This window comes from Comamonas sp. Z3 (assembly GCF_008121565.1).
Taxonomy (GTDB): domain Bacteria; phylum Pseudomonadota; class Gammaproteobacteria; order Burkholderiales; family Burkholderiaceae_C; genus Comamonas; species Comamonas brasiliensis.
The window spans coordinates 128,517-153,041 of the sequence record NZ_VOQU01000003.1 but is presented as its reverse complement, the minus strand read 5'-3'; the positions used below and the strand labels follow the sequence as shown (position 1 = coordinate 153,041).

At 64.7% G+C, this 24,525-nt stretch carries 21 protein-coding genes; 10 read left to right on the top strand and 11 right to left on the bottom strand.

All coding sequences use genetic code 11. The features are described 5' to 3' along the window. Positions 1-7: 7 nt before the first annotated feature. Together FSY59_RS09275 and rsmA are read left to right on the top strand one after the other, a co-directional pair. Positions 8-1,435 carry a peptidylprolyl isomerase gene (locus tag FSY59_RS09275; protein ID WP_043375821.1) on the top strand — a complete coding sequence of 476 codons (1,428 nt, stop codon included), beginning with the start codon at positions 8-10 and terminating at the stop codon, positions 1,433-1,435. 103 nt (positions 1,436-1,538) lie between these two features. Beyond that, the gene (gene rsmA / locus FSY59_RS09270) at positions 1,539-2,300 is read left to right on the top strand and encodes a 16S rRNA (adenine(1518)-N(6)/adenine(1519)-N(6))-dimethyltransferase RsmA (RefSeq protein ID WP_003060217.1); all 762 of its coding nucleotides are present in this window, start codon (positions 1,539-1,541) and stop codon (positions 2,298-2,300) included. A 63-nt stretch (positions 2,301-2,363) separates the two neighbouring features. Here rsmA and FSY59_RS09265 read toward each other — a convergent pair whose 3' ends face one another. Further along, on the bottom strand, positions 2,364-3,719 hold the full coding sequence (locus FSY59_RS09265) for an aspartate aminotransferase family protein (RefSeq protein ID WP_003060219.1): 1,356 nt from the start codon (positions 3,717-3,719) through the stop codon (positions 2,364-2,366). A gap of 337 nt (positions 3,720-4,056) precedes the next feature. Next, on the bottom strand, positions 4,057-4,311 hold the full coding sequence (locus FSY59_RS09260; protein ID WP_019042669.1) for a DUF2061 domain-containing protein: 255 nt from the start codon (positions 4,309-4,311) through the stop codon (positions 4,057-4,059). Positions 4,312-4,508: 197 nt separating this feature from the next. Here FSY59_RS09260 and FSY59_RS09255 point away from each other — a divergent pair, with 197 nt between their 5' ends. Genes FSY59_RS09255 through FSY59_RS09245 form a run of 3 tightly spaced genes read left to right on the top strand, consistent with a single transcriptional unit; the run spans position 4,509 to position 6,560 of the window. After that, a complete protein-coding gene (locus tag FSY59_RS09255; protein WP_003060226.1) occupies positions 4,509-5,021 on the top strand; it encodes a GNAT family N-acetyltransferase in 513 nt (170 codons plus the stop codon). Between the two features lie 26 nt (positions 5,022-5,047). Beyond that, a complete protein-coding gene (locus FSY59_RS09250) occupies positions 5,048-5,605 on the top strand; it encodes an NUDIX hydrolase (RefSeq protein ID WP_050873187.1) in 558 nt (185 codons plus the stop codon). 58 nt (positions 5,606-5,663) lie between these two features. Continuing rightward, a complete protein-coding gene (locus tag FSY59_RS09245; protein ID WP_148728852.1) occupies positions 5,664-6,560 on the top strand; it encodes a DMT family transporter in 897 nt (298 codons plus the stop codon). A gap of 22 nt (positions 6,561-6,582) precedes the next feature. On the opposite strand, the gene FSY59_RS09240 is transcribed toward FSY59_RS09245, so the two are convergent. Next, a complete protein-coding gene (locus tag FSY59_RS09240) occupies positions 6,583-7,503 on the bottom strand; it encodes a LysR family transcriptional regulator (protein WP_148728851.1) in 921 nt (306 codons plus the stop codon). Between the two features lie 171 nt (positions 7,504-7,674). On the opposite strand from FSY59_RS09240, the gene FSY59_RS09235 reads away from it, so the two are divergent. From FSY59_RS09235 to FSY59_RS09220, 4 genes are all read left to right on the top strand, one after another. Continuing rightward, positions 7,675-8,685, top strand: coding sequence for a tripartite tricarboxylate transporter substrate binding protein (locus tag FSY59_RS09235; RefSeq protein WP_019042673.1), 1,011 nt, complete (start codon positions 7,675-7,677; stop codon positions 8,683-8,685). A 148-nt stretch (positions 8,686-8,833) separates the two neighbouring features. After that, positions 8,834-10,450 (top strand): gamma-glutamyltransferase family protein, encoded by a 1,617-nt coding sequence (locus tag FSY59_RS09230; protein ID WP_050873192.1) that lies wholly within the window; start codon positions 8,834-8,836, stop codon positions 10,448-10,450. Between the two features lie 197 nt (positions 10,451-10,647). Then, a complete protein-coding gene (locus tag FSY59_RS09225) occupies positions 10,648-11,571 on the top strand; it encodes an RNA polymerase sigma-70 factor (protein ID WP_050873194.1) in 924 nt (307 codons plus the stop codon). 245 nt (positions 11,572-11,816) lie between these two features. Next, entirely contained in the window at positions 11,817-12,305 is a 489-nt protein-coding gene (locus FSY59_RS09220; RefSeq protein WP_050873196.1) for a carboxymuconolactone decarboxylase family protein, read from the top strand. Positions 12,306-12,555: 250 nt separating this feature from the next. Here FSY59_RS09220 and FSY59_RS09215 read toward each other — a convergent pair whose 3' ends face one another. From FSY59_RS09215 to FSY59_RS09195, 5 genes are all read right to left on the bottom strand, one after another. After that, the gene (locus tag FSY59_RS09215; protein ID WP_080990250.1) at positions 12,556-13,539 is read right to left on the bottom strand and encodes a tripartite tricarboxylate transporter substrate binding protein; all 984 of its coding nucleotides are present in this window, start codon (positions 13,537-13,539) and stop codon (positions 12,556-12,558) included. 91 nt (positions 13,540-13,630) lie between these two features. Continuing rightward, entirely contained in the window at positions 13,631-14,842 is a 1,212-nt protein-coding gene (tcuB, locus tag FSY59_RS09210) for a tricarballylate utilization 4Fe-4S protein TcuB (protein ID WP_050873318.1), read from the bottom strand. 155 nt (positions 14,843-14,997) lie between these two features. Next, a complete protein-coding gene (gene tcuA / locus FSY59_RS09205; protein ID WP_148728850.1) occupies positions 14,998-16,443 on the bottom strand; it encodes an FAD-dependent tricarballylate dehydrogenase TcuA in 1,446 nt (481 codons plus the stop codon). A gap of 292 nt (positions 16,444-16,735) precedes the next feature. After that, positions 16,736-18,121: a GntP family permease gene (locus tag FSY59_RS09200; protein WP_003060256.1), complete on the bottom strand. Its 1,386-nt coding sequence runs from the start codon at positions 18,119-18,121 to the stop codon at positions 16,736-16,738. A gap of 312 nt (positions 18,122-18,433) precedes the next feature. Further along, positions 18,434-19,372 (bottom strand): LysR substrate-binding domain-containing protein, encoded by a 939-nt coding sequence (locus FSY59_RS09195; RefSeq protein ID WP_003060259.1) that lies wholly within the window; start codon positions 19,370-19,372, stop codon positions 18,434-18,436. A gap of 53 nt (positions 19,373-19,425) precedes the next feature. Here FSY59_RS09195 and mnmA point away from each other — a divergent pair, with 53 nt between their 5' ends. Beyond that, positions 19,426-20,556 (top strand): tRNA 2-thiouridine(34) synthase MnmA, encoded by a 1,131-nt coding sequence (gene mnmA / locus FSY59_RS09190; RefSeq protein ID WP_003060261.1) that lies wholly within the window; start codon positions 19,426-19,428, stop codon positions 20,554-20,556. Between the two features lie 2 nt (positions 20,557-20,558). Here the strand turns inward: mnmA and FSY59_RS09185 are convergent, their stop codons facing one another. Genes FSY59_RS09185 through FSY59_RS09175 form a run of 3 tightly spaced genes read right to left on the bottom strand, consistent with a single transcriptional unit; the run spans position 20,559 to position 24,407 of the window. Then, a complete protein-coding gene (locus tag FSY59_RS09185; RefSeq protein ID WP_148728849.1) occupies positions 20,559-21,755 on the bottom strand; it encodes a transcriptional regulator in 1,197 nt (398 codons plus the stop codon). 18 nt (positions 21,756-21,773) lie between these two features. Next, the gene (locus tag FSY59_RS09180; RefSeq protein WP_148728848.1) at positions 21,774-23,714 is read right to left on the bottom strand and encodes an ATP-binding protein; all 1,941 of its coding nucleotides are present in this window, start codon (positions 23,712-23,714) and stop codon (positions 21,774-21,776) included. Then, positions 23,715-24,407 (bottom strand): response regulator transcription factor, encoded by a 693-nt coding sequence (locus tag FSY59_RS09175; protein ID WP_003060270.1) that lies wholly within the window; start codon positions 24,405-24,407, stop codon positions 23,715-23,717. It lies immediately after the preceding gene. Positions 24,408-24,525 lie beyond the last annotated feature (118 nt).

The following is a 24,525-nucleotide window of genomic DNA, read 5'->3' as shown; positions in this document are numbered from 1 at the left end:
TTTTTTCATGCGTTTTTTCTCCAAGACATCCAATGCATGTGCTGTTGCCGTGGCACTGGCTGTAATGGCCGCTGGTGTGCAGGCCCAGGGTCTGAAGAGCCCCGGCAGCAAGGCCAAGGCCGGCAATGACTCCTCCGTCTCGCGCGCACTGGAAGCCACGGCACAGCCCTCGGGACGCCAGGCTCCGGCAGCCGCGCAGGGGGTTCGCTCGGCCGACTACATCGTGGCCGTGGTCAATTCCGAGCCCATCACCAACAACGAGGTGCGTGCGCGCATGGCGCGCGTGGCGCAGAACGTGACCGAGCAGGGCGGCCAGCTTCCGTCCCAGAGCGAGCTGGCCCGACAGGTGCTGGAGCGCCTGATTGTCGAGCGAGTGCAGTTGCAGGAAGCCAGGGACACGGGCATCAATGTCGACAACCTGGCCGTGGACCAGGCCGTGGCCAATGTGGCTCGCCAGAACAGTACCGACAGGGCCGGCCTGGTGTCGCGCCTGAAAGCAGAAGGCATTTCCGAAGCGCAGTTCCGTGCGGAAATCCGTAGCCAGATGCTGATGCAGCGCGTGCGCGAGCGTGACGTGGACGGCCGCGTCAAGGTCACGGAAGCCGACATCGACCGCTATCTCAAGGAGCAAAAGCGCCCCGGCGAGGCAGCTGCGGGTGCCGCGGCCAATCTCGGCCATATCCTGATCACCGTGCCTGAAAACGCCAGCCCGGCCGTGGTGGAGGAGCGCGAGGCCAGGGCCAAGCAGGCCGCGGAAGCGGCGCGCAAGAACCCCGACTTCATCGCTGCCGTGCGCGAGTTCTCGGATGTGCCCAATGGCCAGGGCGGCGGCGCGATGGGCATGCGCGCCATGAGCGACTACCCCGAACTGTTCGTCCAGCAGGTGGGCAATGCCGCGGTCGGCGCCATCGTCGGCCCGTTCCGTTCGGGGGCCGGTTTCCACGTGCTCAAGGTGCTGGAGAAGTCCCAGTCCGGTGCGCCCGTGTACATCACGCAGAATCACGCCCGCCATATCCTGCTGACCGTGGGCGAGGGCATGACCGAAGCGCAGGCGGCCAAGCGCCTGGAGGACTACAAGCGCCGCGTGGAAGCCGGTCAGGCCACCTTCCAGCAACTGGCGCAGGAGTTCTCCAAGGACGGCAGCGCCCGCAATGGCGGTGATCTGGGCTGGTCCTCGCCCGGCCAGTTCGTGCCCGAGTTCGAGCGCGTGCTCGACAGCCTCCAGCCCGGCCAGATCAGCAACCCCGTGGTGTCGCGTTTCGGCGTGCACCTGATTCAGCTGATCGAGCGCCGCCAGGAAAAGCTCACCGAACGCGAACAGCGCGAAATGGTGCGCAATGTGGTGCGCGAGCGCAAGGCCGAGCAGGACTACGAAACCTGGCTCAAGGAGCTGCGTGGTAAGGCCTTTGTGGAATACCGCGAACCACCCCAATAAGCCCATTCAATCCGCTTGAGTGCCCGGTAATGTCATCATTGCGCACCGGGCATCGGAGCTCCCCCCCCATTCCAAGCGGTGCCCTGGCACCGCTTTCGCATTCATGAAACATATTCCCCGCAAGCGCTTTGGCCAGAACTTCCTGACCGACGGCGCCATCATCGACAACATTGTCCAGGCCATTGACCCCAAGGCGGGCGAACCCATGGTCGAGATTGGCCCCGGCCTGATGGCACTGTCCCAGCCCCTGGTTGAGCGCCTGGGCAAGCTCACCGTGATCGAGCTGGACCGCGACCTGGCGGCCCGTCTGCGGCTGCGCGACGATCTCGATGTGGTCGAGTCCGATGTGCTCAAGGTGGACTTCCGTGCATTGGCTGCACGTCTGGGCGTGGCCAAGCTGCGCGTCGTCGGCAACCTGCCCTACAACATCTCCAGCCCCATTCTTTTTCATCTGCTGGAGCAGGTGGATGTGGTGCAGGACCAGCACTTCATGCTGCAAAAGGAAGTCATCGACCGCATGGTGGCCGACGCCGGTACCTCGGCCTACGGCCGCCTGTCGGTGATGCTGCAGTGGCGCTACGCCATGGAGGATGTGCTGTTCGTGCCGCCGGGCAGCTTCAATCCGCCTCCCAAGGTGGACAGTGCCGTGGTGCGCATGATTCCGCGCGAGCAGCCTGCGGATCTTGATCCCAAGCTGCTGGAAGAGATGGTGCAGGTCGCTTTCAGCCAGCGCCGCAAGATCTTGCGCAACACGCTGGGCAAGTGGCTGGAAGCCAAGGGCTTTACCGGCGAGTTCGATCTGCAGCGCCGCGCGGAGGAAGTGCCGGTCGGCGAATTCGAAGCCCTGGCGGCACAGCTTTCCTGAAAATAGGTAAAAAAAGCTTCAATCGCTTTTGGGATAAGCGATTGAAGCTATTGATTTAATAGTTCAGTCGGTGGCCTGCAGCGCATCGCCGAGTGCGTTGATCAGCCGCTCGATCTCGGCCTGCTCGCTGATGAACGGCGGTGCCAGCTGAATCGTGTCGCCGCCGTAGCGCACATAGAAGCCGGCCTCCCAGCATTTCATGGCGATCTCGTAAGGGCGTCTGGCGGGCTCGCCGGGCAGGGGGGCGATCGTGATGCCCGCCGCCAGGCCGATATTGCGGATGTCCTGCACATGCCTGGCGCCCTTGAGGCTGTGCACGGCCTGCTCGAAGAAGGGGGCCAGCGAGCGCACGCGGCCTGGGCCGTCTTCCCGCTCCAGCAGATCCAGTGCCGCAATGCCTGCCGCGCAGGCCACGGGATGGGCCGAATAGGTATAGCCGTGGGCAAATTCCAGCATGTACTGCGGACCTCCGGCCGCCATGAACTGCTCATAGATGGCGGGCGAGACCACGCAGGCTCCCAGCGGCTGGGCGCCGTTGCTGACCTGCTTGGCGATATTCATGATGTCCGGCGTCACGCCAAAGGCCTCGGCCGCCGTCATTGCTCCGAGGCGGCCAAAGCCCGTGATGACCTCGTCGAAGATCAGCAGGATGTCGTGCTGGGTGCAGATCTCGCGCAAACGCTGGAGATAGCCGGCGGGCGGAATCACCACCCCGCCCGAGCCCGACATGGGCTCCACGATCACGGCGGCGATATTGCTGGCGTCATGCAGGGCGATCAGATCGAGCAGCCGGTCTGCCAGGGCGCGTCCGTCGGTCTGGGGCTGGCCCTTGAAGAACGAACCCGGTGGCGGCTGGGTGTGCGGCAGATGGTCGGCTTCGATCCCTTGGCCGAACATCTTGCGGTTGCCCCCCATGCCGCCGACCGAGATGCCGCCGAAGTTCACGCCGTGATAGCCCTTCTCGCGTCCGATCAGTCGGGTCTTGCTGCCCAGGCCCCTGGCGCGCCAGTAGGCGCGCGCCATCTTCAGCGAGGTGTCGGCGGCTTCCGAGCCCGAGCCAGTGAAGAACACATGCCCAAGCCCCTGGGGCATCAGTGCCACGATGCGGTTGGCCAGCGCGAACGAAGCCGGGTGGCCGAACTGGAAGGCGGGAGCGTAATCGAGCTGCAGCGCGGCCTGTCCAATGGCCTCGGCGATCTCGCGGCGGCCATGGCCCAGACCCGAGCACCACAGCCCCGAGAGGCCATCGAAAATGCGCCGGCCGTCGGCATCGCTGTAGTAGGCGCCCTGTGCGCCGGTGATGATGCGGGGCCTGGCCTTGAAGTTGCGGTTGCCGGTGAACGGCATCCAGTGGGCGCTCAGCCATTGTTCGTCGTGGCGGGAGAGGTCTGCGGATGTCTGGCGGTCTGCAAGCTGCATGGGAACTCCTTGGATTCCCGGCCATTGTTGGCCTTGGGCCCGGTTTGGCAAATAGCCGCAAACCCATGGATGCGAGTCCGAATTGGCATGTTTCGCATGACTTGTCCACAGGATTTTCTGATCCTGGAGAGCCAGGCTCGGATGATTTTCTGGCGTGAGTGATCAGAAATTCACAAAGAGCCTGGGATATTCAATGTCCATCCATGGTTTATCAAAAGGCTTGTGCACATGATTTCTACAGGCCGCGAAGATGGCCGTTGCAGTCGCCCAGCGTGGCCAGGGAGCGCAGCAGCCATTGCGCAAAAGTGGTGGGGTGGTCGGCGTTCATAGGCGGCTCTCAGGCGCTCAGCGCCTGTCCGGCAAGCGCTTGCTGCTCGCGTTTCTTCAGGCGACGCTCCCAGATTTTTTCATGGAAGAAGAAGGCAAAGGCCTGGACCGTGGGCTCCAGCAGGCTCAGCGTCAGCGAGGCAATCAGATTGCCGGTCACGGCATAGGCAACGCAGGCTGCCACGGTGATGTGGATCACGTAATAGCTGGCCGTCTTGGTCAGCGTGAGCTGGTTCTGGCGCAATGTCTTGATCAAGCGTGTCATCTGTTTCTCCCTGAACGATGAATGAATGGTAGGGAGGATGGCGCCGAGTTTCCAATTGAGAATCATTACCATTGCGATAGCGCCTACAGACTGCTGTGGGATGAACGGCTTGCTAAGCTATGTGCCGGATTTTGATTGAAATTGGCCGTCAGCCATTGACTGGCAATCGTTGACAGCTATTGATTTGAGAGTTTTTGATGTCCGGATCGATGCCAATCCTGCTGCGCGCGCTGGGCGCGGACGATGTGGATGCCGTGATGCGCATACAGGAGCATTGCTATGGCGCGGACTTTGCCGAGCCGCGCGAGGTGTTTGTGCGCCGTTTGCGCACGGCCGGGCATTGTTCCTGGGCGGCAGAGCAGGAGGGCGAGCTGGTGGCCTATCTGGCAGCGTACTGGTCGCGCCCCGGAGCCATCACGCCGCTCAACGGCGACTTTGCCGAATATGACGACGCCAGCGTGCTCTATCTGCACGATATGGCCGTGTCCGAGGCTGCAGCCGGCCAGGGCCTGGCGCGGCGCATGGTGCAGGCCCTGAAGGTGCAGGCCAGAGCGCGCGGCGTGCAGCGCACGGCACTGGTTTCGGTGCAGGGATCACGGCTTTACTGGGAGCGTCAAGGCTATGTGGTCGAATCCGTGACAAATGCTGCGCAGCAGCAACATTTGGCCAGTTACGGCGAAGGAGCGCTCTATATGGTGGGATTTATCTGACACATCGTCGGTTCGGGGCAAGGATAATGCCGGCCATGCCCAATCGCTGGAAACCCAATGTGACTGTCTCGGCCATCATCGAACGCGATGGCCGTTTTTTGCTGGTGGAAGAACAAACGGCGGATGGACTGCGTCTGAACACGCCGGCCGGTCATCTCGACCCTTCCGAAAGCCCTGTCGATGCCTGTGTGCGCGAAGTCATGGAAGAGACAGCCTACAGTTTCACGCCCACGGCCCTGGTCGGCATCTACATGAACCGCTTTGTGCGCACGCGCACGGGCTCGGACATCACCTATCTGCGCTTTGCCTTCACGGGCGATCTGGGCATGCACCATGCCCAGCGCCATCTGGACGACGGCATCGTGCGCAGCGTCTGGCTCTCGCTCGACGAACTGCGGGCCACCGAGCATCTGCACCGCAGCCCCATCGTGCTGGAATCGGTGGGCGATTATCTGGCCGGCCAGCGCTATGACATAGGCCTGATCCATGCCGATGCCAGCATCTACAAGGTGCCGCAGCTCACGCGCCCGGTGCCCGCAGAGGCCGGTGCCACGCTGGACGATGTGCTGGTGCAGATTCACTGATATTCGCATGCGGCAGTTGTGACAGGCGTGAAGGCCGGGGCTGTGCACAATGCCCTGTATGTCTGTAGCCAGCCTGATCCGACTTATGACACTGGCCGCCCTCTGGGGCGGCAGTTTTTTATTCATGCGCGTGGCCGTGCCCCATCTGGGGGCCGTGCCCACGGCCGTCGGGCGCGGCCTGTTTTCGGCGCTGGGCCTTGGCGCGGCGCTGTTTGCCATGGGCTACCGGCCCAGGATCGGGCGTCATCTGTGGCCCTTGCTGGGGCTGGGCGTCATCAATTCCGGCATCCCCTTTCTCATGTACGCGCTGGCGGCCCAGGTGCTGCCATCGGGCTATAGCGCCATCTTCAATGCCACCACGCCGCTGGTGGCCACCGTGGTGGGGGCGCTGGTGTTTGCCGAGGCGATCACGCCCGCGCGTGTGGCTGCTGTGCTGCTGGGGATTGGCGGCGTGGCGGTGCTGGCCCAGGCCGGGCCACTGGATCTCAGCACAGCCGTGCTGGGTGGTATGGCGGCCTGTTTTGTGGCCACGGTCTGCTATGCGTTTTCCAGCTATCTGACGCTCAGGCTGGCGGGGGCCAATGCGTCCATGGACACGCGTGCTGCCGTTTTCATCAGCCAACTGGGCGCGCTGATGGTGCTGACGCCGGCGCTGCTCATCGACATGGCGCTGGAGCCCGGCATGCTGGCCAGGCTGGAGGCCGCTCCGCTGCTGGCATGGGGCAATGTGGCGCTGCTGGGCTTGCTGAGCACGGCTCTGGCCTATGTGCTTTATTTCCGGCTGATTGCCGATGAAGGCCCGCAAAAGGCGCTGACCGTGACCTTTATCGTGCCCGTGTTTGCCGTGCTCTGGGGCTGGGCCCTGCTCGATGAGTCCTTGACCGTCGCTCATGCCATGGGTGGCGGGCTGATTGCGCTGTCGCTCTGGCTGGTGCTGCGCCCCAAGGCGGATTGAGTCGTCGCGAGCGGCCGCCGTATCACCAGGCGGCGGGCAGGCGCAACTGCAAAAGCTCCAGAAAGGACTGCGCCGCATGCGGCAGCGTGCGGCCGGCCAGGGTCTGCACCTCGATATCGCGCAGATCCATGCCGCGATCGCTGAGCGGTACGGCCACGAGCGCTCCTGTGGCCACCATGTCGCGGGCGGCGATTTCGCTGGCCACGGCAACCGCCGCACCCTGGGCCGCAAAGTTCAGCAGCGTCTTGCCATGATTGCTCTCCAGGGCCGGCGCCAGCATCAGTCCCTGGCGGCTGCAGGCGGCATCCAGCAACTGGCGCACGGCGGTGCTGGGTGGCGTCAGTGCCAGCGGGTAGCGCACCAGCCTGGTCAGTGACACGCTGCGCTCATGTGCCAGTTCATGGCTGGATGCCACCAGCGCCAGCACGGGCGCGGCCACGCGGCAGGCGACGGCGATGCCGGGCTCGGGGGCCCGGCTGAAACACAGGCCTATGTCGGCCATGCCGGTGCGCACGGCACCGGAAACCTCGTGCGTGGGAAGCACCGTCACTTCGAAGACGATGCCGCTGTGCTCGCGCTGGAAGGCCGCGCACAGGCGCGGCAGGAATTCGCTGGCGAAGGCGTCGGAGCTGGCGATGCGCACTTTGCCGCTGCGCAGGCCCTGCAAGGCCTTGATCTCGTCCAGTGCGCGCTCCGCGTCCAGCCCTGCACGGCGCGCATGATCGGCCAGGATCTCGCCGGCAGCGTTGAGCACCATGCCGCGCGGATGGCGCTCGAACAGCGGCGTGCCCAGGCGTGCCTCCAATGCCGCAATCTGGCGGCTGATGGCCGAGGCCGCCACATGCAGCCTTGCCGAAGCCTCGGTCAGCGAGCCGCATTGCGCGACTTCGTGGAAGTAGCGCAGCGCGGTGTCCTGGAGCAGCAAGTGGCGGGACTCGGGCATGGCAGTCGGTGAAAGCAAACCGCCATTGTGCTCGGTTTGCTGTTTTGGCAATGATGGCTTGCAAATTTGCCGATAGCGGCAAATGCCTCGGCTTTCTAAGATGTACCGTTGGATGGTTGCCGGGCAGCGGCGCCCCTTTTCGAACAAGCTGCCATTTCACCGGGAGTTGCCATGCGGGCACGGTTTACTGTTTCAACGACGCGCCGCCAGTGGCTCCATGCCGCAGCGGCGCTGGCCGGTGGCCTGCTGGCCTTGCCGGCCCTGGCCCAGGGCGAGGCCGCCTGGCCCAGCCGACCGGTGCGCGTGATCGTGCCGTTTCCGGCCAGCGGCGCGACCGATCTGGTGGCACGCGTGATCGCGCAGCGTGTGTCGCAGGAGCTGGGCCAGCAACTGGTCATCGACAACCGGCCCGGCGCCGGCGGGACCATAGGCACGGCCGAGGCCGCCAAGGCGGCGGCCGACGGCTACACGCTGCTGTTCACCACCAGCAGCACGCATGCGATTTCGCCGCATCTGATGCCCAGGCTGGCCTACAAGGCGGACAAGGACTTCAGTCCCATCGCGCATACGGCGGACGCGGCCAGCGTGCTGCTGGTCACGCCCTCGCTGCCGGTCAAGAGCGTGCAGGAGCTGATTGCCTATGCCAGGGCCAATCCCGGCAAGCTCAACTACGCCACCAGCGGCAATGGCACCATCGTGCACCTGAACACCGCAGCCTTTGCTGCGCAGGCCGGAATACAGATCGCCCATGTGCCCTACAAGGGCACGGCGCAATCGATCACCGATCTGGTGGCAGGACAGGTGCATCTGCTGTTCGACTCCATTCCCACGGGCATGCCCCATGTGGCCAGCGGCCGCCTGCGTGCCCTGGCCGTGACCGGTGACAGGCGCAGCACACTGGCTCCGAATCTGCCCACGGTGGCCGAATCGGGCCTGCCAGGCTATTCCTCGGTCACCTGGTTCGGTGTCTACGGCCCGGCCGGCATGAAGCCCGAGCTGGTCGGCAGGATCAACCAGGCCTTCAACCGCGCCATCCAGAATCCCGAGGTGATCGCCAGTCTGGCCAAGCAGGGCGTGGAGCCCGCCAGGCCGCAGACGCCAGGACAGTTCGCCGCCATGGTGCAGGCCGACAGCGCGCGCTGGGCCAAGGTCATCAGGGACAACCACATTACTTTGGAATGACATATGCAACCCCCTGTGCGCCGGGGGGACGGCATCCTCGGCTAGGCGCCCCCGCCGTGAGGCGGCCCTTGCTCGACGCCCCTGGCTTGGGGCGCGTCAGCTTGAAGCGTTAAGCGCGGCGCCCATGAATCACTGATCGGACTTAGATATGACCAACCTCGTCAAGGACTGGACGCTTCCCTATGCCTCGCACCGCTCGCCGGTGCTGGGGCGCAATGTGGTCAGCACCTCGCAGCCGCTGGCCGCGCAGGCCGGCCTCTCCATGCTGCAGGCCGGCGGCAACGCCGTGGATGCGGCGCTGGCTGCGGCGATGACGCTGACCGTGGTCGAGCCCACGGGCTGCGGCATCGGCAGTGACGGCTTTGCCATCGTCTGGGACGGCAAGGAGCTGCACGGCCTCAACGCCTCGGGCCGTTCGCCTGCGGGCTGGACGCCCGACTACTTTGCCCAGCTCGGCGGCATACCCGAGAAGGGCTGGAATGCCGTGACCGTGCCCGGTGCCGTATCGGCCTGGGTGGCGCTGTCCAAGCGTTTCGGCAAGCTGCCCTTCGCCCAGGTGGCCCGGCCCGCCATCGACTACGCGCGCAACGGTTTCGCAGTCTCGCCCACCATTGCCACGTTGTGGGAGCTGGGCGGCAAGAAGCTGGGCGACCAGCCCGGCTTTGCCGAGTGCTTTCTGCCTGGCGGCCGCGCTCCCCGGGCCGGTGAGGTGTTCAGGAGCGAAGCCCATGCGCGCACGCTGGAGGAGATCGCCGAGACCATGGGCGAGTCCTTCTACCGCGGTGCGCTGGCCAGAAAGATGGTCGAGCATTCGCGGGCCTGCGGCGGCGTGATGAGCGAGGAAGACCTGGCCGCGCACCAGGCCGACTGGGTGGGAACGGTGTCGCAGAAGTTCGGCGATTCGGTGATCCACGAGATTCCGCCCAACGGCCAGGGCATTGCGGCGCTGATGGCGCTGGGCATGCTCGACGAGCTGGGTGCGGGTGGCGATCCGATCGGATCGCAGCCGCTGGACGGCGTGGACAGCGTGCATCTGCAGATCGAGGCCATGAAGCTGGCCTTTGCCGACCTGCACCAGTACAACGCCGACCTGGACCATATGCGCGTTACCCCAGCCCAACTGCTGGACCGCGAGTACCTGCGCGAACGCGCCAGTCTCATAGACCCGACGCGCGCCGGTGCCCCGGGCTGCGGCGCGCCCCGTCCCGGCGGCACGGTCTACCTGGCGGCGGCCGATGTCAGCGGCATGATGGTCTCCTTCATCCAGTCCAACTACATGGGCTTCGGCTCGGGTGTGGTCGTGCCGGGCACGGGCATCAGCCTGCAGAATCGCGGCCACGGCTTTACCACCGAGGCCGGTCATGCCAATCAGGTCGGCCCGCGCAAGCGCCCCTCGCACACCATCATTCCGGCCTTTGCCATGCATGCCGACGGCACGCCGCAAATGGCGTTCGGCGTCATGGGCGGCCCGATGCAGAGCCAGGGCCATCTGCAGATGGCGCTGCGCGTGCTGCGCTACGGCCAGAACCCGCAGGCTGCGGCCGATGCACCGCGCTGGCGCGTGACCGGCGGCAAGGGCGTGGCCGTGGAGCCGTCCTTCGATGCCGCCGTGGTTGAGCAGCTGCGCGCACGCGGCCATGAGGTCAGCGTCGAGGCCGGCCATGGCGTGTTCGCCTTTGGCGGCGCCCAGCTGGTGCTGCGCGACGGCGAACACTACATCGCGGGCTCCGATCCGCGCAAGGACGGGTGCGCGGTGGCTTATTGAGGTCCCCCCTGAGCGGCTGCGCCGCTTCCCCCGGAGGGGGACGACGGCCTTGCTGCGGGGCGGCCCTTGCTTGCCGTCCCTGACTCGGAGTGCGCCAGTTTTTGGCAGCGTTGTCACAAAAGATGTGCGTTCTGCGTCTAGGGCTTGGTGCCTGTCACACTGCGTGGCTGGCCCGGCCTATTTGCAGGAGACCTCACGTGAGCACCACTTCCCACACTGCGCCGCCCGCCGATGCGGGACTGCAGGATTTCGAGCGCCATCGCCCGCGCCTGTTCGGGCTGGCCTATCGCATGCTGGGCCAGCGGGCCGAGGCCGAGGATCTGGTACAGGATGTCTGGCTGCGCTGGCAGGACAGCGAGCGCGCCGCCATTGCCCAGCCCGAGGCCTGGCTGGTGACCACGGCCACGCGGCTGGCCATAGACCGGCTGCGGCGCCTGCGCGTGGAGCGCGAGCACTATGCGGGTTTCTGGCTGCCCGAGCCGCTGGTCCAGCCCTGGACCGAGGCCGCTCCCTCGGCCGAGGAGCTGCTGGAGCAGGCCCATGATGTCTCCACGGCGCTGCTGTTCGTGCTGGAGCAGCTGACGCCCGAGGAGCGCGCGGCCTTTTTGCTGCGTGAGGTCTTCGATGCCGACTATGCCGAAGTGGCCCAGGCGCTGGGCCGAAGCGAGGCTGCCTGCCGCCAGCTGGTGCATCGCGCGCGAGCCCATGTGAAGGCCGGACGGCCGCGCTTCGAGGCGCCCGCACAGGCCCATGCCGAGCTGCTGCGCCGCTTTGCCCAGGCTGCGCGGGGCGGCGATCTGGCGCAGATCCAGGCGCTCTTCGCTCCCGATGCCGCGCTGATCAGCGACGGCGGCGGCAAGGTGGCATCCTTTGGCCGCGTGCTGGAGACCGGGCGCCGCCTGGCGCTGCTGTACTTCGCCACGGCCCGGCGTCTGCGCCGCGACGGGCAGGAGCAGACCCTGCATCTGGCGAGGGTCAACGGCCTGCCGGGTCTGGTGCGCTGTGTGGACGGCCAGGTGGAGTCGGTGCAGACGCTGCTGGTCGAGGACGGACTGATCCGGCGCATCTACACGCTGCGCAATCCGGACAAGCTGACCCGCGTGCTGGTGCCGGCTGCCTGATTGCCTGCGGCCTGATGGGTGATGTCCGTCGGAGAAAGCTAAAAAACAATAGCTGCTACCGCAAGTAAATAAACAGATTTAGATGGTTTTGTTGCTGAATTTGTTTATTGGTGAGCGATGGAAGCTATGTTTATTGATGGTCCGGCGATGGATCACGATGCCTGTCACAAACTGCACCGCTGCCGCGTCTAAGAGGTATGGGCCGGCCGCAGGGGCGGGCCTGCAATGCCTCAAGGAGTATTCACATGGCCGACATCGCCGCCAACCCTATTGCCATCCCCACGCCGCGCCTGGACTTCCGTGCGCTGGCCCCCGAGCTCTACAAGGCACAGGCCGGCCTCAATGCCCAGATCGCGCGCTCCAGCCTCGGTGTGCAGCTGCTGGAGCTGGTCTATCTGCGCGTCTCGCAGATCAACGGCTGTGCTTTCTGCGTGGACATGCATGTGCGCGAGCTGCTGTCGCGCGGCGAGGACCTGCAGCGCATCAACAGCGTGGTGGTCTGGCGCGAGGTGGATTGGTTCGAGATGCGCGAGCGCGCCGCGCTGAACTGGGCCGAGCGCTGCACCCAGCTGAGCCAGGCCCATCCCGGGCAGCAGGATTTCGAGGCCCTGCGCCCCTACTTCAGCGAGCGCGAAATCGTGGAGCTCAGCTACGCCATCGGCTGCATCAATGTCTGGAACCGTCTGTGCGTGGGCTTTGCGGCGCCCGTGCAGAAAAAGCCCATCACCCCCTGAGCCGCTGCGCGGCTTCCCCCGTGGCACGGCGCCCGTTGCACGGCGCCCGTTGCACGGCGCCCTCTCTCGCTTCGCGGGAGGGGACGATGGCTTCGCTGCGGGGCGGTGCGACCGGCGAGGTGCGGCCGGCGAGGTGCGGCCGGCGAGGTGCGGCCGGCGAGGTGTGGCCGGCGAGGCCCTGGCTCGCCGTCCCTGACCTGGATCGCTGAAGATCCTTGCGTTGCGCTATCGGCGCGCGTGGCTTTGAGCCTCAGTTCTGGGTGATCTTGCGTTCCTTGACCACCTTGCCCCATTGCTCGTATTCCTTCTTCATGAAGGCCGCGAACTCGGCCCGCGTCGTGGGCTGGGGCGTCAGGCCGTGGACCTTGAGCGCCTCGGCCACGCCGGGGTCCTTGAGCACCTTGACGATCTCCTGGTTCCAGCGCTCCAGCACGGGCGTGGGGGTCTTGCCGGGGGCGACGAAGGCATACCAGTTCAGCGCCTCGAAGCCCGGATAGCCGGCTTCGGCCACGGTGGGAATATTGGGCATGTAGGCGGGGCGCGTCAGGCCCGTGGTGGCCAGCGGAATCAGCTTGCCGGTCTCGACATGCGGCAGGGCCGTCGGGGGCGCGGCAAAGTAGGAGGTGACGCGTTCGCCCAGCAGGTCCTGCAGGGCCGGTGCGCCGCCCTTGTAGGGCACGTGAACCATCTCCACGCCGGCGCGCTGGTTGAACAGCTCGCCCGCCAGGTGCGAGGCCGAGCCCGCGCCGGTGGATGCATAGTCCACGCTGCCGGGGCTCTTCTTGGCCTTGGCCACGAACTCGGCCAGGTTCTTCACGCCGGCGCCCTTGTGGACCACCAGCACATTGGGGAAGTTCACGCCGCCCGAGATGGGCGCCAGATCGCTGAAGGGGTTGTAGCCCACCTTCATGATGTGGGGCGCAATCGTCAGCGGGCCGATGGAGCCGAACAGCAGCACCGAGCCGTCGGTCGGTGCCTTGGCCACGAACTGGTGGGCGATATTGCCGCCCGCGCCGCCCTTGTTGTCCACCACCACGGTCTGGCCGATGTTCTCGCCCAGCTTCTTGGCAATCATGCGCGCCGCCGCATCGGCGGCGCCGCCTGCAGCAAAGCCCACGACCAGGGTCACGGGCTTGTTGGGCAGCCAGTCGGGGGCGGCCTGTGCCGCCGAGCCCAGGCTCAGCAGGCAGGCGGCCACGGCCGTGGCGCGCAGGAAATGGCGTTTGTTCATCATGGGATGTCTCCTTGGTCGGAAAGGAATGCCGGTATTCCGGCTGATTTTTTTGAAAGCAGGCACGGCTGGCGTGCCTGTCATGGGACTTTGCTCAATCAGCGCCCAGGCCGATGGGGCTGGGTTCGCGCTTTTCGGTGTTGTGGCGCAGCAGCGCAGCCGTGCGGAACACGCCGTGGGCAAACTTGCCGTAGGGCAGGGTGGCAAACAGCGCGATCACGGCGCCCAGATGCAGGCACAGCAGCAGTGCCAGCGCCGGCGTGGCGCGGCCCAGCCATAGCGCCAGGCCGCTGGCGGCCACCAGGAACAGCAGGGCGATGAAGCCGAGGTCCATGGGCTTTTGCTTGACATCGCCATGCAGCGGATGGCGGGCGCGGTTCAGCATCCAGAGGCCGGCCGTGCCGGTCATCAGGCTCACGCCTCCCAGGGCGCCCAGAATCTTGGGCAGGCTGGGCAGCTCGTAGGGAGCAGGCAGATCGAAGACATAGTGATAGACCGTGGCCAGGCCCGTGGCCGCAAAGCACAGCATGAAGCCGTAGAAGGTCAGGTGGTGGAAGCGGCGGCGCTTGAGCGTGTACTCGTCGTCCTCGTTGTGGCAGCCGTCGCCATGGCCGCCGTCCAGGTATTTCAGGCGCAGCACGTCCTGCGTGGCTTCGGCAGCGGCCGGGACGCTGACATCCACATGGCTGGTGGCGGGCTTCACATCCTTCCAGAAGCGGCGCACGCCCATGAACAGCGCGAACACCACGAACAGGAACACCGGCGCAAAGATGCCGACCAGCAGGTTGTGCGGGAACAGGTTGTAGAAGTTGTTGTCCAGATTGCCATTCCACAGCTGGCCAATGCCGCCTTGCGCGGCGACGGCCAGCGCCAGGAACAGGAAGAGACCGGCGACCAGCGCCAGGGACAGGGTCAGGCCGTTCTTCTGGTACAGCTTGCCCATGGCGGGCGGCCAGGCATAGTCGGCATAGGTCTGGCCGCGCACTTCGGCCATGGCCTTGGGAATGTTGATGCCGAATTCGTGCGGCGGTGCGTATTGGCAGGCGTGCAGGCAGGCGCCGCAGTTGTGGCAGAGATTGGCCAGGTAATGCACGTCGGCCTTGCCGAACTCCAGACGGCGCGTCATGGCCGGGAACACGGCGCAGAAACCTTCGCAATAGCGGCAGGCATTGCAGATCTGCATCACACGCGCCACTTCGCTTTCGGCAGCGGTTTCCGTTGGGGCAGGGAGGATAGGGATGACCTTGCCGGTGGCCAGGGTCCGGGCTTCCTTGCCCAGTTCTTGCAGGGATTTCAGGGTTTGCATGTCAGTATCAATGACGTTGGGCGTGATTCGCATCACTTGAAACTGGCGTGGTCCAAGTCAGAGACGCCGAGCAAGGGCCGCCCCGCAGCGAGGGCGTTGTCCCCCTCCCAAAGAGAGAGGGGGAAGCGGCGAAGCCGCTCAGGGGGTGTTTCATTTCAGTCTTTCACTGCGCCACGGATAGCGGCTTTGCCAGCGGCAGCCAGCGCGGCATTGCGCCCGGCAATGCGGCCAAAGGCCGTGCCGATCGACATGCCCACACCGGCGGTGTAGCCCTTGCCCAGCACATTGCCGGCCATCATTTCGCCGGCCACGAACAGGTTCTGGCTGGGCTGGTCCTTGAAGCGCACGGCGGATGTGTCGTCCACCTTCAGGCCCAGATAGGTGAAGGTCACGCCGGGGCGCAGCGCATAGCCGTAGTAGGGGCCGGTATCGAGCGGGCGAGCCCAGTGTGTCTTGGCCGGAGCCAGGCCTTCGGTGTGGCAGTCGTCCAGCGCGGTATGGTCGAAATGGCCGACCTTGCAGCTGCTGTTGTAGGCATCGAGCGTGGCCATGAAGGTGTCCATGTCCAGACCCAGCTTCTGTGCCAGCTCGGGCAGGGAGTCGGCCTTCACGCCGGGGAACACCGGCGGCATGAAGCGGCCTATGGCCTTGCTGTCGATGATGGAGTAGGCGATCTGGCCGGGCTGCTGGGCCACCAGACGGCCCCAGATCGCGTAGCGCTTGGGCCAGAAGTCCTCGCCCTCGTCATAAAAGCGCTGGGCATCGCGGTTCACCACCACGCCCAGCGAGACGCAGTCGATACGTGTGCAGATGCCGCCGTCGTACAGCGGAGCGCGGGCATCGATGGCCACCATGTGCGCCTGCGTGGGATCGCCCAGGCCGTCGGCGTGCTGCTCTTGCAGCATGTGCTTGAGCAGCACGCCCTGGTTGAAGGCCGTGCCGCGGATGATGAAGTTGTCTGCCGGCCATTCGCCGCGCTCGTTCTGGCCCCAGGCCTCGCGCAGCCATTCGCGGTTGGACTCGAAGCCGCCCGCCGCCAGCACGCAGCTTTTGGCCGTGATGCGCCGGCTCCCATCCTTGGTCTTGACCCAGGCAGCCTGGAACCGGCCGTTCTCGATTTCGAGCTTGTCCACGGGCGACTCGTAGCGGATTTCCACGCCCAGCTTTTCGGCGCTGCGGAAATAGGCATTCACCAGCGCCTTGCCGCCGCCCATGAAGAAGGCATTGGTGCGCGCCACATGCAGCGCGCCCGACAGCGGCGGCTGGAAGTGCACCCCATGCCTGCGCATCCAGCTGCGGCAGGTCGAGGAGGCCCGGATCACCATGCGCGCCAGATGCTCGTTGGTGATGCCGCCCGTGACCTTGAGCAAGTCCTGCCAGTACTCTTCTTCGGGATAGGCCTCGACCAGCACGTCCTGGGGAGCGTCGTGCATGCAGCGCAGATTGCGGGTGTGGCCGGAGTTGCCGCCGCGCCAGGCGCGCGGAGCGGATTCAAGCAGCAGCACGCGGCTGCCGGCTTCGCGCGCCATCAGCGCGGCGCAGAGGGCGGCATTGCCACCACCGATGACGAGTACATCGGTGTCAAAGGCTTCAGTTTTCATGATGGGCTGCCACGGGGCGATGCCTGCAGCGGTTCAACGTGGGTGGATGTCCTCTGTCATTTCCGCTGCCGGAGCGCGGTTGACAGGGTCAGATTGGAGTTGAACGCCACTGTAGTGAGCACCGCCTCACCCGTGCAGCGGGCCGAGGGGATGGGGGTATCACCAATCGTGATGGATTGGTTGTGCCGCAGACGAGAGGCGGCGCGATGCGGCCATGCGCCACAGGCTGCAGCCCGGCGACAGGCACCAGGGCCGCTGCGCTGCGGCCCCGGTGTGGCCTGGACGGCCAGCCTCAATGCACGGTGACGAGCGCGTTGAAGAGCAGCACCATGACCAGGCCCACCACGGCCACGATGGACTGCACGACCGAGATGGTCTTGGTGGCTTCGCCCATGGTCATGCCGAAGGACTCCTTGACCATCCAGAAGCCGGCGTGGTTGGCATAGTTGAAGAACAGCGAGCCGCAGCCGATGGACAGGGCCAACAGGGGCAGGTTCAGGCTGGGGTCGGCCCCCGCCAGCGGCGCGAGCAGGCCGGCAGCGCCCACGATGCCCACGGTGGCGCTGCCGGTGGAGACGGACAGCAGCATGGCGATCAGCCAGCCCAGGATCAGCGGCGGGAAGGCGAACTGCTGGGTCAGATGGACGATGGCATCACCGACCTTGGCGCTGGTCAGCATCTGCTGGAAGGCGCCGCCGCCGGCAATGATCATGATGATGGAGGCAATCGGCTTGAGGCTCTTGCCCAGCGCGTCGCGCAGCTTTTCGGTGTCGCCGCCACGGACCATGACGAGGGCCACGATGGCGAACAGCACGCCCAGCAGCATGGCGATCAGGGGATTGCCCAGAAAGCTGGCCACATGCATGGCTGCCGCGTCCTTGGGCAGCAGCATTTCGGCGACGGCATGGATCAGCATCAGAATGGCGGGCAGCAGGGCCGCCAGCACGCCCAGGGCGATGCTGGGCTGCGGGCCGGCAGCGGCTTTCTCGGTGATGGTGAACTGGTCGAGCAAGGCCTGGTCGGGCTTGGTGCTCATGCGCGGGGCGATGAAGGCGCCATAGAGCGGGCCGCCGAGAACCATGGCCGGTATGGCGGCCAGAAAGCCGTACAGCATGGTCGGGCCGACCGTGGTCTTGAGGGTGGCGATGGCGGTCAGGGGGCCGGGGTGGGGCGGAACCATGCCGTGCATGGCCGCCAGTGCCGAGATCACGGGCACGCCGACGTAGACATAGGCCGAGCCCTTGAAGCGTGCCTGGCCCTCCAGCTTGCGCGCCACGCTGAAGATCAGCGGCAGCATGACCACCAGGCCGACTTCGAAGAACATCGGGATGCCGACGATGAAGGCCACCAGGGTCATGGCCCAGGGGATCATGCGATCGGAGGAGTGCCTGAGAATGGCTTCGGCGATCTGCTCGGTGATGCCGGCATCGGCCAGGATCTTGCCCAGCATGGCGCCCAGCGCGATCACGACGCCTACGGCGCCCAGCGTTTTGCCCGCGCCGTTGGTCAGTTGCTTGACGATGGTTTCCGGATCCATGCCGGTGGCAAAGCCGACGCCGACCGAGACGATGAGCAGGGCCAGCAGCGGATGCAGCTTGATGCGCGAAACAATCAAGGCGACCAGCACCAACACGCTGACCAGTGCGGTCAGCAGCAGCTGAATATCTAGAGATGTCATAAATGAACCTTGGTTTTGGCTGGCTGTCCTGAAGCGCACTTCACATCCAGCACGAGGCAAGGCTCATATTAAAAAAGCGCACTCGCACCCGCTGTAGGCTGGCGCCGTCGGCGTGGTGCAAGTTGGATGTCGAGATGCGGCCCAGGGGGCGCAACAGCAATGTTGTAATGAAGATCTAGGTTTGCCATGAGGTATGAGCTTCACATGGCAACAAAGTTGCTGTGGAAATTACGTAAGGCCTGAGCCTTGATGTCCCGGCATCGCCTATGGCCGGCCAGCTTCGCATTCATCCCCTGCCCGGAAGATGAGGACTCAGTCCGTCAGCGATGCTCCCCGCCAGACTCCGGAATGCACCAGCTGCCGCGCGCAGTCCATCAGCACCACGCGTGCGGCCAGGGCAGCGGGCGAGAGCTCGTCGTCCGACAGGCTGCACAGCGCGGCCTTGCGCCGCACCGAGTCATCGGCGATCTGTGACCACTGGAAACGCTCGGCCGCATCGCGGTACATGCCCATGGCCGACCAGGGCTGGACCGTGGCCCCCATGCCGGCTGCGACCGCTTCCATCAGCAGGGACAGCGAGTCGATTTCCATGGCCATCTGCGACTGGAAACCGGCACTGGTGAACGAGGCCATGATGGAGCTGCGCAGGCCGTGGCTGCCCGAGGGCAGGATCAGCGGCACTTGCTGCAGCAGCTCCAGGCTGATGGGTGCGGCATGCTGGATTTGCGGCGCCACAGGCTGCTGGCGAGACTGGATCAGAAACAGCTGCTCCTCGAGCAGCGGCATCACGCTCCAGCGCCGTGCATTCTGTGTATCAAAGAGAATGGCAAGGTCCAGCTGTCGGGCGTTGAGAAGACTGGTCAGATGTCCTGACAGCGCAGACACGATGTGCAGACGCACTTCGGGGTAGCGCTCGCGCATGGCGCGCATCAGCGGCAGGCCCAGCACATTCGCAATCGTGGGCGACAGGCCCATGCTGACGGCGCCCGACAGCCGCGCCTGCTGGGCCGCGTGAATGGCCTGCTGGGCATGGCGCAGGGTGAGCTGGGCCTGGTGGAAAAAGGCCTGGCCGGCTTCGGTAGGGATGACGCCGCGCGGTGTGCGCTGCAGCAGCCGGGTCGAGAGTTCGGACTCCAGGCGGCTGATCTGCTGGCTCAGAGCCGACTGCACCATGTCCAGATCCAGCGCTGCCCGGCTCATGGAGCCCAGTTCAACAATTCGTACAAAGTAGCGCAGCTGGCGCAGTTCCATGGCAAATCCTCACGCCCGCAGCAGTTGACGGGCGCTGGGATAATCGCATACCTATGAGCAACAAGCAGCGTGTCGTGGTGGGTTTGTCGGGCGGTGTGGATTCCGCCGTCACCGCCTATCTTCTCAAACAGCAGGGCCACGAGGTCGTCGGCATCTTCATGAAGAACTGGGAGGATGACGACGACAGCGAATACTGCTCGTCGAATATCGATTTCGTCGATGCGGCGGCCGTGGCCGACGTGATTGGCATCGAGATCGAGCACGTGAACTTCGCCGCCGACTACAAGGATCGGGTGTTTGCCGAGTTCCTGCGCGAGTACCAGGCCGGTCGCACGCCCAATCCGGACGTGTTGTGCAATGCGGAGATCAAGTTCAAGGCCTTCCTCGACCACGCCATGCGTCTGGGCGCCGAGAAGATAGCCACCGGCCACTACGCACGTGTGCGCCAGAATCCGTCCACCCAGCTGTTCGAGCTGCTCAAGGGCCTGGATAACAGCAAGGATCAGAGCTATTTTCTGCATCGGCTGAACCAGGCCCAGTTGTCCAAGGCCATGTTTCCCGTGGGCGAGCTGCACAAGACCGAGGTGCGCCGCATTGCCGAGGAGATCGGCCTGCCCAATGCCAGGAAGAAGGACTCGACGGGCATCTGCTTCATCGGCGAGCGCCCGTTCCGCGACTTCCTGAACCGCTACATCAGCAAGGAGCCGGGACCGATCCTGGACGACCGCAACCGCAAGCTGGGCAAGCATGTGGGCCTGTCCTTCTACACGCTGGGGCAGCGTTCGGGTCTGGGCATTGGCGGCGTCAAGGAAAAGGGTGCAGCCCGTGGTGCGGGCGACCATGCGCCCTGGTTTGTGGCGCGCAAGGAAATGGACAAGAACATTCTGCGCGTGGTGCAGGGTCATGACCATCCGCTGCTGCTGTCGCATGCGCTGCTGGCCGATCAGGTCAGCTGGGTGGCCGGCCATGCCCCGGCACAGGGCAAGGCCTACGGCTCCAAGACCCGCTACCGCCAGCCGGATTCCCCGGCGCTGATTTCCCAGGCTTCCGAGGCGGGCTTCCGCCTGGACTTTCCCGAAGCGCAATGGGCTGTCACCCCTGGTCAGTCCGCCGTGCTCTATGACGGCGATGTCTGCCTGGGAGGCGGCATCATTGCGCAGGTCGATCCCGCAGCCGCTCGGTAACGCTAGTAATCGCGGTTCTGGTCAAACCATTGCCCGGCCTGCTCATGCGTCAGCTTCAGGGCCAGCGCCGCAGGCAGTTGTGCCAGCTGCTGCACGGCCAGTCCCAGGTCTTCACGTTCGCTGGTCTCAATGCCTTTGACCGTGTTGAAGCGGGCGGTAAAGGTCGTCAGTGCAGCTTGTACATGGGCAAGGCTGCTGGCCGCGCCGATCTCCTGTTCGGCCAGGTCGTAAGCTGCATGCGCGATCCTGGCGCGGGCTGCGGCCCAGCCTGCAAATGGCCGCCCATATTCCTTGGTCCACCATTCGGGCTTGCGTAGCTGGCTGACGGATGTGTAGTCGGCCCAGGGTCGTGACTTGGTGCGCTCCTTGAGCTGCTGGCGCAGGCGTTTTCCGGCAGCTTCTTCAACGTTGTAGGCGATGAAGGAGTCCAGTTGCGGCCAGACTTGCAGCGCTGGAAGCTCCGACAGATGGCGCATAAAACGCAGTGATAGCGTCCTGAGCTGCGTGCATGAAGAAAGCTGGGCCAGGTCGCTGTGATTCCCCCACAGGGAAAGCGAATCCAGCTTCGAAAATTGCAGCAGATTCTGCAGCGAAACAGCTTGCTTACCCGCACCGTTGCGCAGCTCCAGCGTACCGACCTGTTTCAGGCTGCCCATGTCGGGCAGCTGGAAGGCTTTGTCGGCCGGGTTCTTGCTGGTGGCCGGGCTCAAACTCAGGCTTTCAGGCAGGCCTGCTGTGACGGTGATTTGCTCCAGATTGCCCTGCAGATGAAGGTGCATGCCCTGCTGCGGCAGCTTCAGGTGGATATGGCCTTGATGGCCGGCCTGCAGATGAATGCTCAGCTCGCGAATCTGTGACTGACTCGCGTCGATATGCACGTCTTGCTGCAGCTGCGGGTACCAGCTGAAGTTTTCGATAGGGCGCAACTGCGCCCATGTGAAAAAACCGTGGTCATTGCCCGTGTAGTAGAAGCTGCGCGGCCAGGGCGAGCCGGCAGGCGTGGCAAACGGGTCAAAGCAGTGCCAGAGCACGCAGGCGTCGACCGGCAGCCGCAGGTCGGCGGTTTTCAGCAGCTTCTCGGGACCCAGGCTCAGACTGCCTTGACCGGGGCTGGTTTTGAGTCTGTGCGGTGCACCTGACGTCAGTTGAAGGGTGAAGATGCCGTCTTCATGCGGTGTTCCGTCGATAAGCAGGGGCATGCAGAAAGCTTAGCGCAGTTACAGCACGCTCTGCGCCGTCTGCATGGCGCTCTGTACCTCGGTGTGGCGTTGCACCTTGCCGAGCAGCGGCAGGCTGGCGCGCAGCTCGGTGCGACCGGGGCGGGACTGTATGACCAGAGTGCCCTGCAGGCGCTCCAAGCGCGCCAGCATGCTGCGCATGCCCACGCCCATGCTGTTGATCTGGGTGCTGTCGAGGTCAAAGCCTGTGCCGTTGTCCTCGATCTGCAACTGCAACTCCCTGGAATCAGGAATCTCCAGCCGAACTTCTACCTGGCTGGCGCGGCTGTGCTTGACGACATTGGTCAAAGCCTCTTCCAGCACACGGGTCAGCGTCAGACACTGGATGGGGCTGGGCGCGTGAGCCCAGTAGGTGGGCAGGCTCCATTTGACCTGTATGTCCAGCTCCTCGAACAGCCTTGCAAAGCGGTGGCGCAGCGGTGCAAGCCATTGCACGGGTGTCTCGGGAACCTGGATGGCGGCGCTGGTGCCGGTATCAATCATCTGGCGCAGGTCGTCACGCATGAGCTTGAGCATGGACAGCACCTGGGCATTGGGCAAAGGAGAGCTGCTTTGCTCGACCAGCGCAATGGAGCGCACCAGAGAGCCTCCCAGCCCATCGTGCAGATCCTGGGAAATGCGCAGCCGCTCCTGCAGGCGCGAGTGGCTCAGAGCCAGGTGGTGCTCTCTCTCCAGAGTCTGGCTCAGGTCATCGCAGGCCTGGGTGACCGTGAGGCTGAGCTCGTGATTGAAGCGCTCGATGTGGCGCATGTTCTTGACGATCTGTCGCCCCAGCAACCAGGCGATCACCAGCATGCTCATCAAGGTGGTGTAGGGAATCAGCGTCAGATTGTGATCCAGGGCCTTGGTCAGCAGCAGCAGGTCGTGCACGCCGATGGCCAGGTAGAGCACGAAGCAGAGACTGAAAATGATGTGGGCCGGCGTGCGCGTCTGCAGCGCACGCAGCGGAAACAGCAGGCAGACCAGAGCGCAAAGACAGAACATCAGCAGCCAGATGGCCTGGCTCAGCGCCATCTGTGCCTCGGGCACGGTCAGGGCGAACACGGCGCACAGGCTGCACAGTCCGGTCAGCGTGCGCTCCAGTTTTCTCAGGCTTAAATCGGCAAAACGCAGCGCAAAAATGCAGAACGTGTAGGTAAAGGCGATGAAAATCAGCAAATTGCCTCGGGCGAAGGCCTGCGTGCTGGCAAAGGGCCAGGGATCCGTCATGACGATGAAGCACAGCATCAGTGCCCAGCACAGCAGATTGAGTGCGTACCAGCCATAGAGTTTCTGGTAGCGATGGTGTAGCCAGGCAAATGCAAACAGCAGGCACAGCACCAGGCTGACCGTGATGCAGACCACATAGATGGTGCGCAGGCTCCAGGTGGCCTGTGCCGTCCATTGCTCCAGCTCGGCGGGGTCTCCCAGGCGCAGCCGTCCCAGGCCCGGCGTTTGGCTGCTGATTCCATGGATGCGCACCCAGATGCTATTGCCTTGCTCCTTGAGCAGTGCCTTGGGCAGCAGCCAGTAGCGCGGCATGTTCCAGCTGCGGCTCAGGGGCTCCACCAGCGACTGGTCGCGCCAGATCAGCTCCGAATTCACGAACACCTCGCCTGCCATCACCATATTGATGATGGCCAGAGCCACAGGTTGGTCGTGCCCGCAGCGGCTTTCCCAGTCGATGCGGTACCAGGCGGCGCCGTCATACCCGGGCCAGCGCTGACTCCAATCGTCCAGCGGCGGCACATCCACCCACTGCAGCAGGGCTGCATCGGGCACAGGCCCTTCGGGAAAAGCCTTGGCCGATTGGCGGGCCACGATGCGGGGCTCGCAGCGCAGGTCTTGAGGCTTGGCCTCCTGTGCCCAGGCCATGCTGCAGCTCCATCCCAGGATGAGCGCAAATATCAGGCGGAGCATGAGAGCCGTCCGCTCGGGCATTCAGATCAGCAAACCGCGCGCACGGGCCTCGCTGACCGCCTTGGTGCGGGAAGGCACGGCCAGCTTGCGGTAGATGTTTTTCACATGGCATTCCACCGTGTACCGCGAGAGAAAGAGCGACTCTGCGATCTCCCTGTTGGTCATGCCATCGGCCACCAACTTGAGGATCTGGAGTTCGCGGGTGCTGAGTACGGCCTCGGGCGGCATCGCCTTGTGCGCTTCCGTGGGCTGGGCCGGCTGCAGCTCGGCAATGATGCGCCGTGCAATGAACGGGTCGATGGGGGCGCCGCCGCGCAGCACGCTGCGGATGGACAGCGTGACTTCCAGGTCGTCGCGCTCCTTGAGCACATAGCCGTTGGCCCCGGCACGCAGCGCCGACAGAATGGCGTCCTCGGTGCTCCAGGCCGAGATGACCAGAATGCCCATGCCGGGGTCTGCGGCACGCAGCTGGCTGATCAGGTCGATGCCGCTGCCGTCGGGAAGCCCCAGGTCCACCAGCGCCATGGCCACCGGATGCTCCGCCAGCTGCGCTCGTGCCTGTTTCAGGGTTGCGCAAAAAATGAGAGCATCATCCGCATACCCGAGGCCGCGCAAAATGCTTTCCAGCCTGTTGCGGATCAGCGGCTCATCCTCCACCACGAGCAAGGGGCTGGGGAGGATGGACTCGGTGGGTAGGGAGAATGTCTCTGCCATATTGTGTGGGGTACCGCTGATATTGTGGCGTACTGTCACCGAGATCCAGTGGTTTGCCTATCACTGAAAACTGGTAATTTGAAGCGCTTGCAGTGGCTTGCCAGGTCCGCAATTCCCA

Bases quoted from the DNA above. Each gene is read 5' to 3' on its own strand.
- rsmA (WP_003060217.1), top strand. From the start codon at position 1,539: ATGAAACATATTCCCCGCAAGCGCTTTGGCCAGAACTTCCTGACCGAC.
- FSY59_RS09215 (WP_080990250.1), bottom strand. From the start codon at position 13,539: ATGATGAACAAACGCCATTTCCTGCGCGCCACGGCCGTGGCCGCCTGC.
- FSY59_RS09180 (WP_148728848.1), bottom strand. From the start codon at position 23,714: ATGCCCGAGCGGACGGCTCTCATGCTCCGCCTGATATTTGCGCTCATC.
- FSY59_RS09195 (WP_003060259.1), bottom strand. From the start codon at position 19,372: ATGGAACTGCGCCAGCTGCGCTACTTTGTACGAATTGTTGAACTGGGC.
- FSY59_RS09230 (WP_050873192.1), top strand. From the start codon at position 8,834: ATGACCAACCTCGTCAAGGACTGGACGCTTCCCTATGCCTCGCACCGC.
- tcuB (WP_050873318.1), bottom strand. From the start codon at position 14,842: ATGCAAACCCTGAAATCCCTGCAAGAACTGGGCAAGGAAGCCCGGACC.
- FSY59_RS09175 (WP_003060270.1), bottom strand. From the start codon at position 24,407: ATGGCAGAGACATTCTCCCTACCCACCGAGTCCATCCTCCCCAGCCCC.
- FSY59_RS09220 (WP_050873196.1), top strand. From the start codon at position 11,817: ATGGCCGACATCGCCGCCAACCCTATTGCCATCCCCACGCCGCGCCTG.
- FSY59_RS09185 (WP_148728849.1), bottom strand. From the start codon at position 21,755: ATGCCCCTGCTTATCGACGGAACACCGCATGAAGACGGCATCTTCACC.
- FSY59_RS09200 (WP_003060256.1), bottom strand. From the start codon at position 18,121: ATGACATCTCTAGATATTCAGCTGCTGCTGACCGCACTGGTCAGCGTG.
- FSY59_RS09255 (WP_003060226.1), top strand. From the start codon at position 4,509: ATGTCCGGATCGATGCCAATCCTGCTGCGCGCGCTGGGCGCGGACGAT.
- tcuA (WP_148728850.1), bottom strand. From the start codon at position 16,443: ATGAAAACTGAAGCCTTTGACACCGATGTACTCGTCATCGGTGGTGGC.
- FSY59_RS09235 (WP_019042673.1), top strand. From the start codon at position 7,675: ATGCGGGCACGGTTTACTGTTTCAACGACGCGCCGCCAGTGGCTCCAT.
- FSY59_RS09250 (WP_050873187.1), top strand. From the start codon at position 5,048: ATGCCGGCCATGCCCAATCGCTGGAAACCCAATGTGACTGTCTCGGCC.
- FSY59_RS09245 (WP_148728852.1), top strand. From the start codon at position 5,664: ATGTCTGTAGCCAGCCTGATCCGACTTATGACACTGGCCGCCCTCTGG.
- FSY59_RS09275 (WP_043375821.1), top strand. From the start codon at position 8: ATGCGTTTTTTCTCCAAGACATCCAATGCATGTGCTGTTGCCGTGGCA.
- FSY59_RS09260 (WP_019042669.1), bottom strand. From the start codon at position 4,311: ATGACACGCTTGATCAAGACATTGCGCCAGAACCAGCTCACGCTGACC.
- FSY59_RS09265 (WP_003060219.1), bottom strand. From the start codon at position 3,719: ATGCAGCTTGCAGACCGCCAGACATCCGCAGACCTCTCCCGCCACGAC.
- mnmA (WP_003060261.1), top strand. From the start codon at position 19,426: ATGAGCAACAAGCAGCGTGTCGTGGTGGGTTTGTCGGGCGGTGTGGAT.
- FSY59_RS09240 (WP_148728851.1), bottom strand. From the start codon at position 7,503: ATGCCCGAGTCCCGCCACTTGCTGCTCCAGGACACCGCGCTGCGCTAC.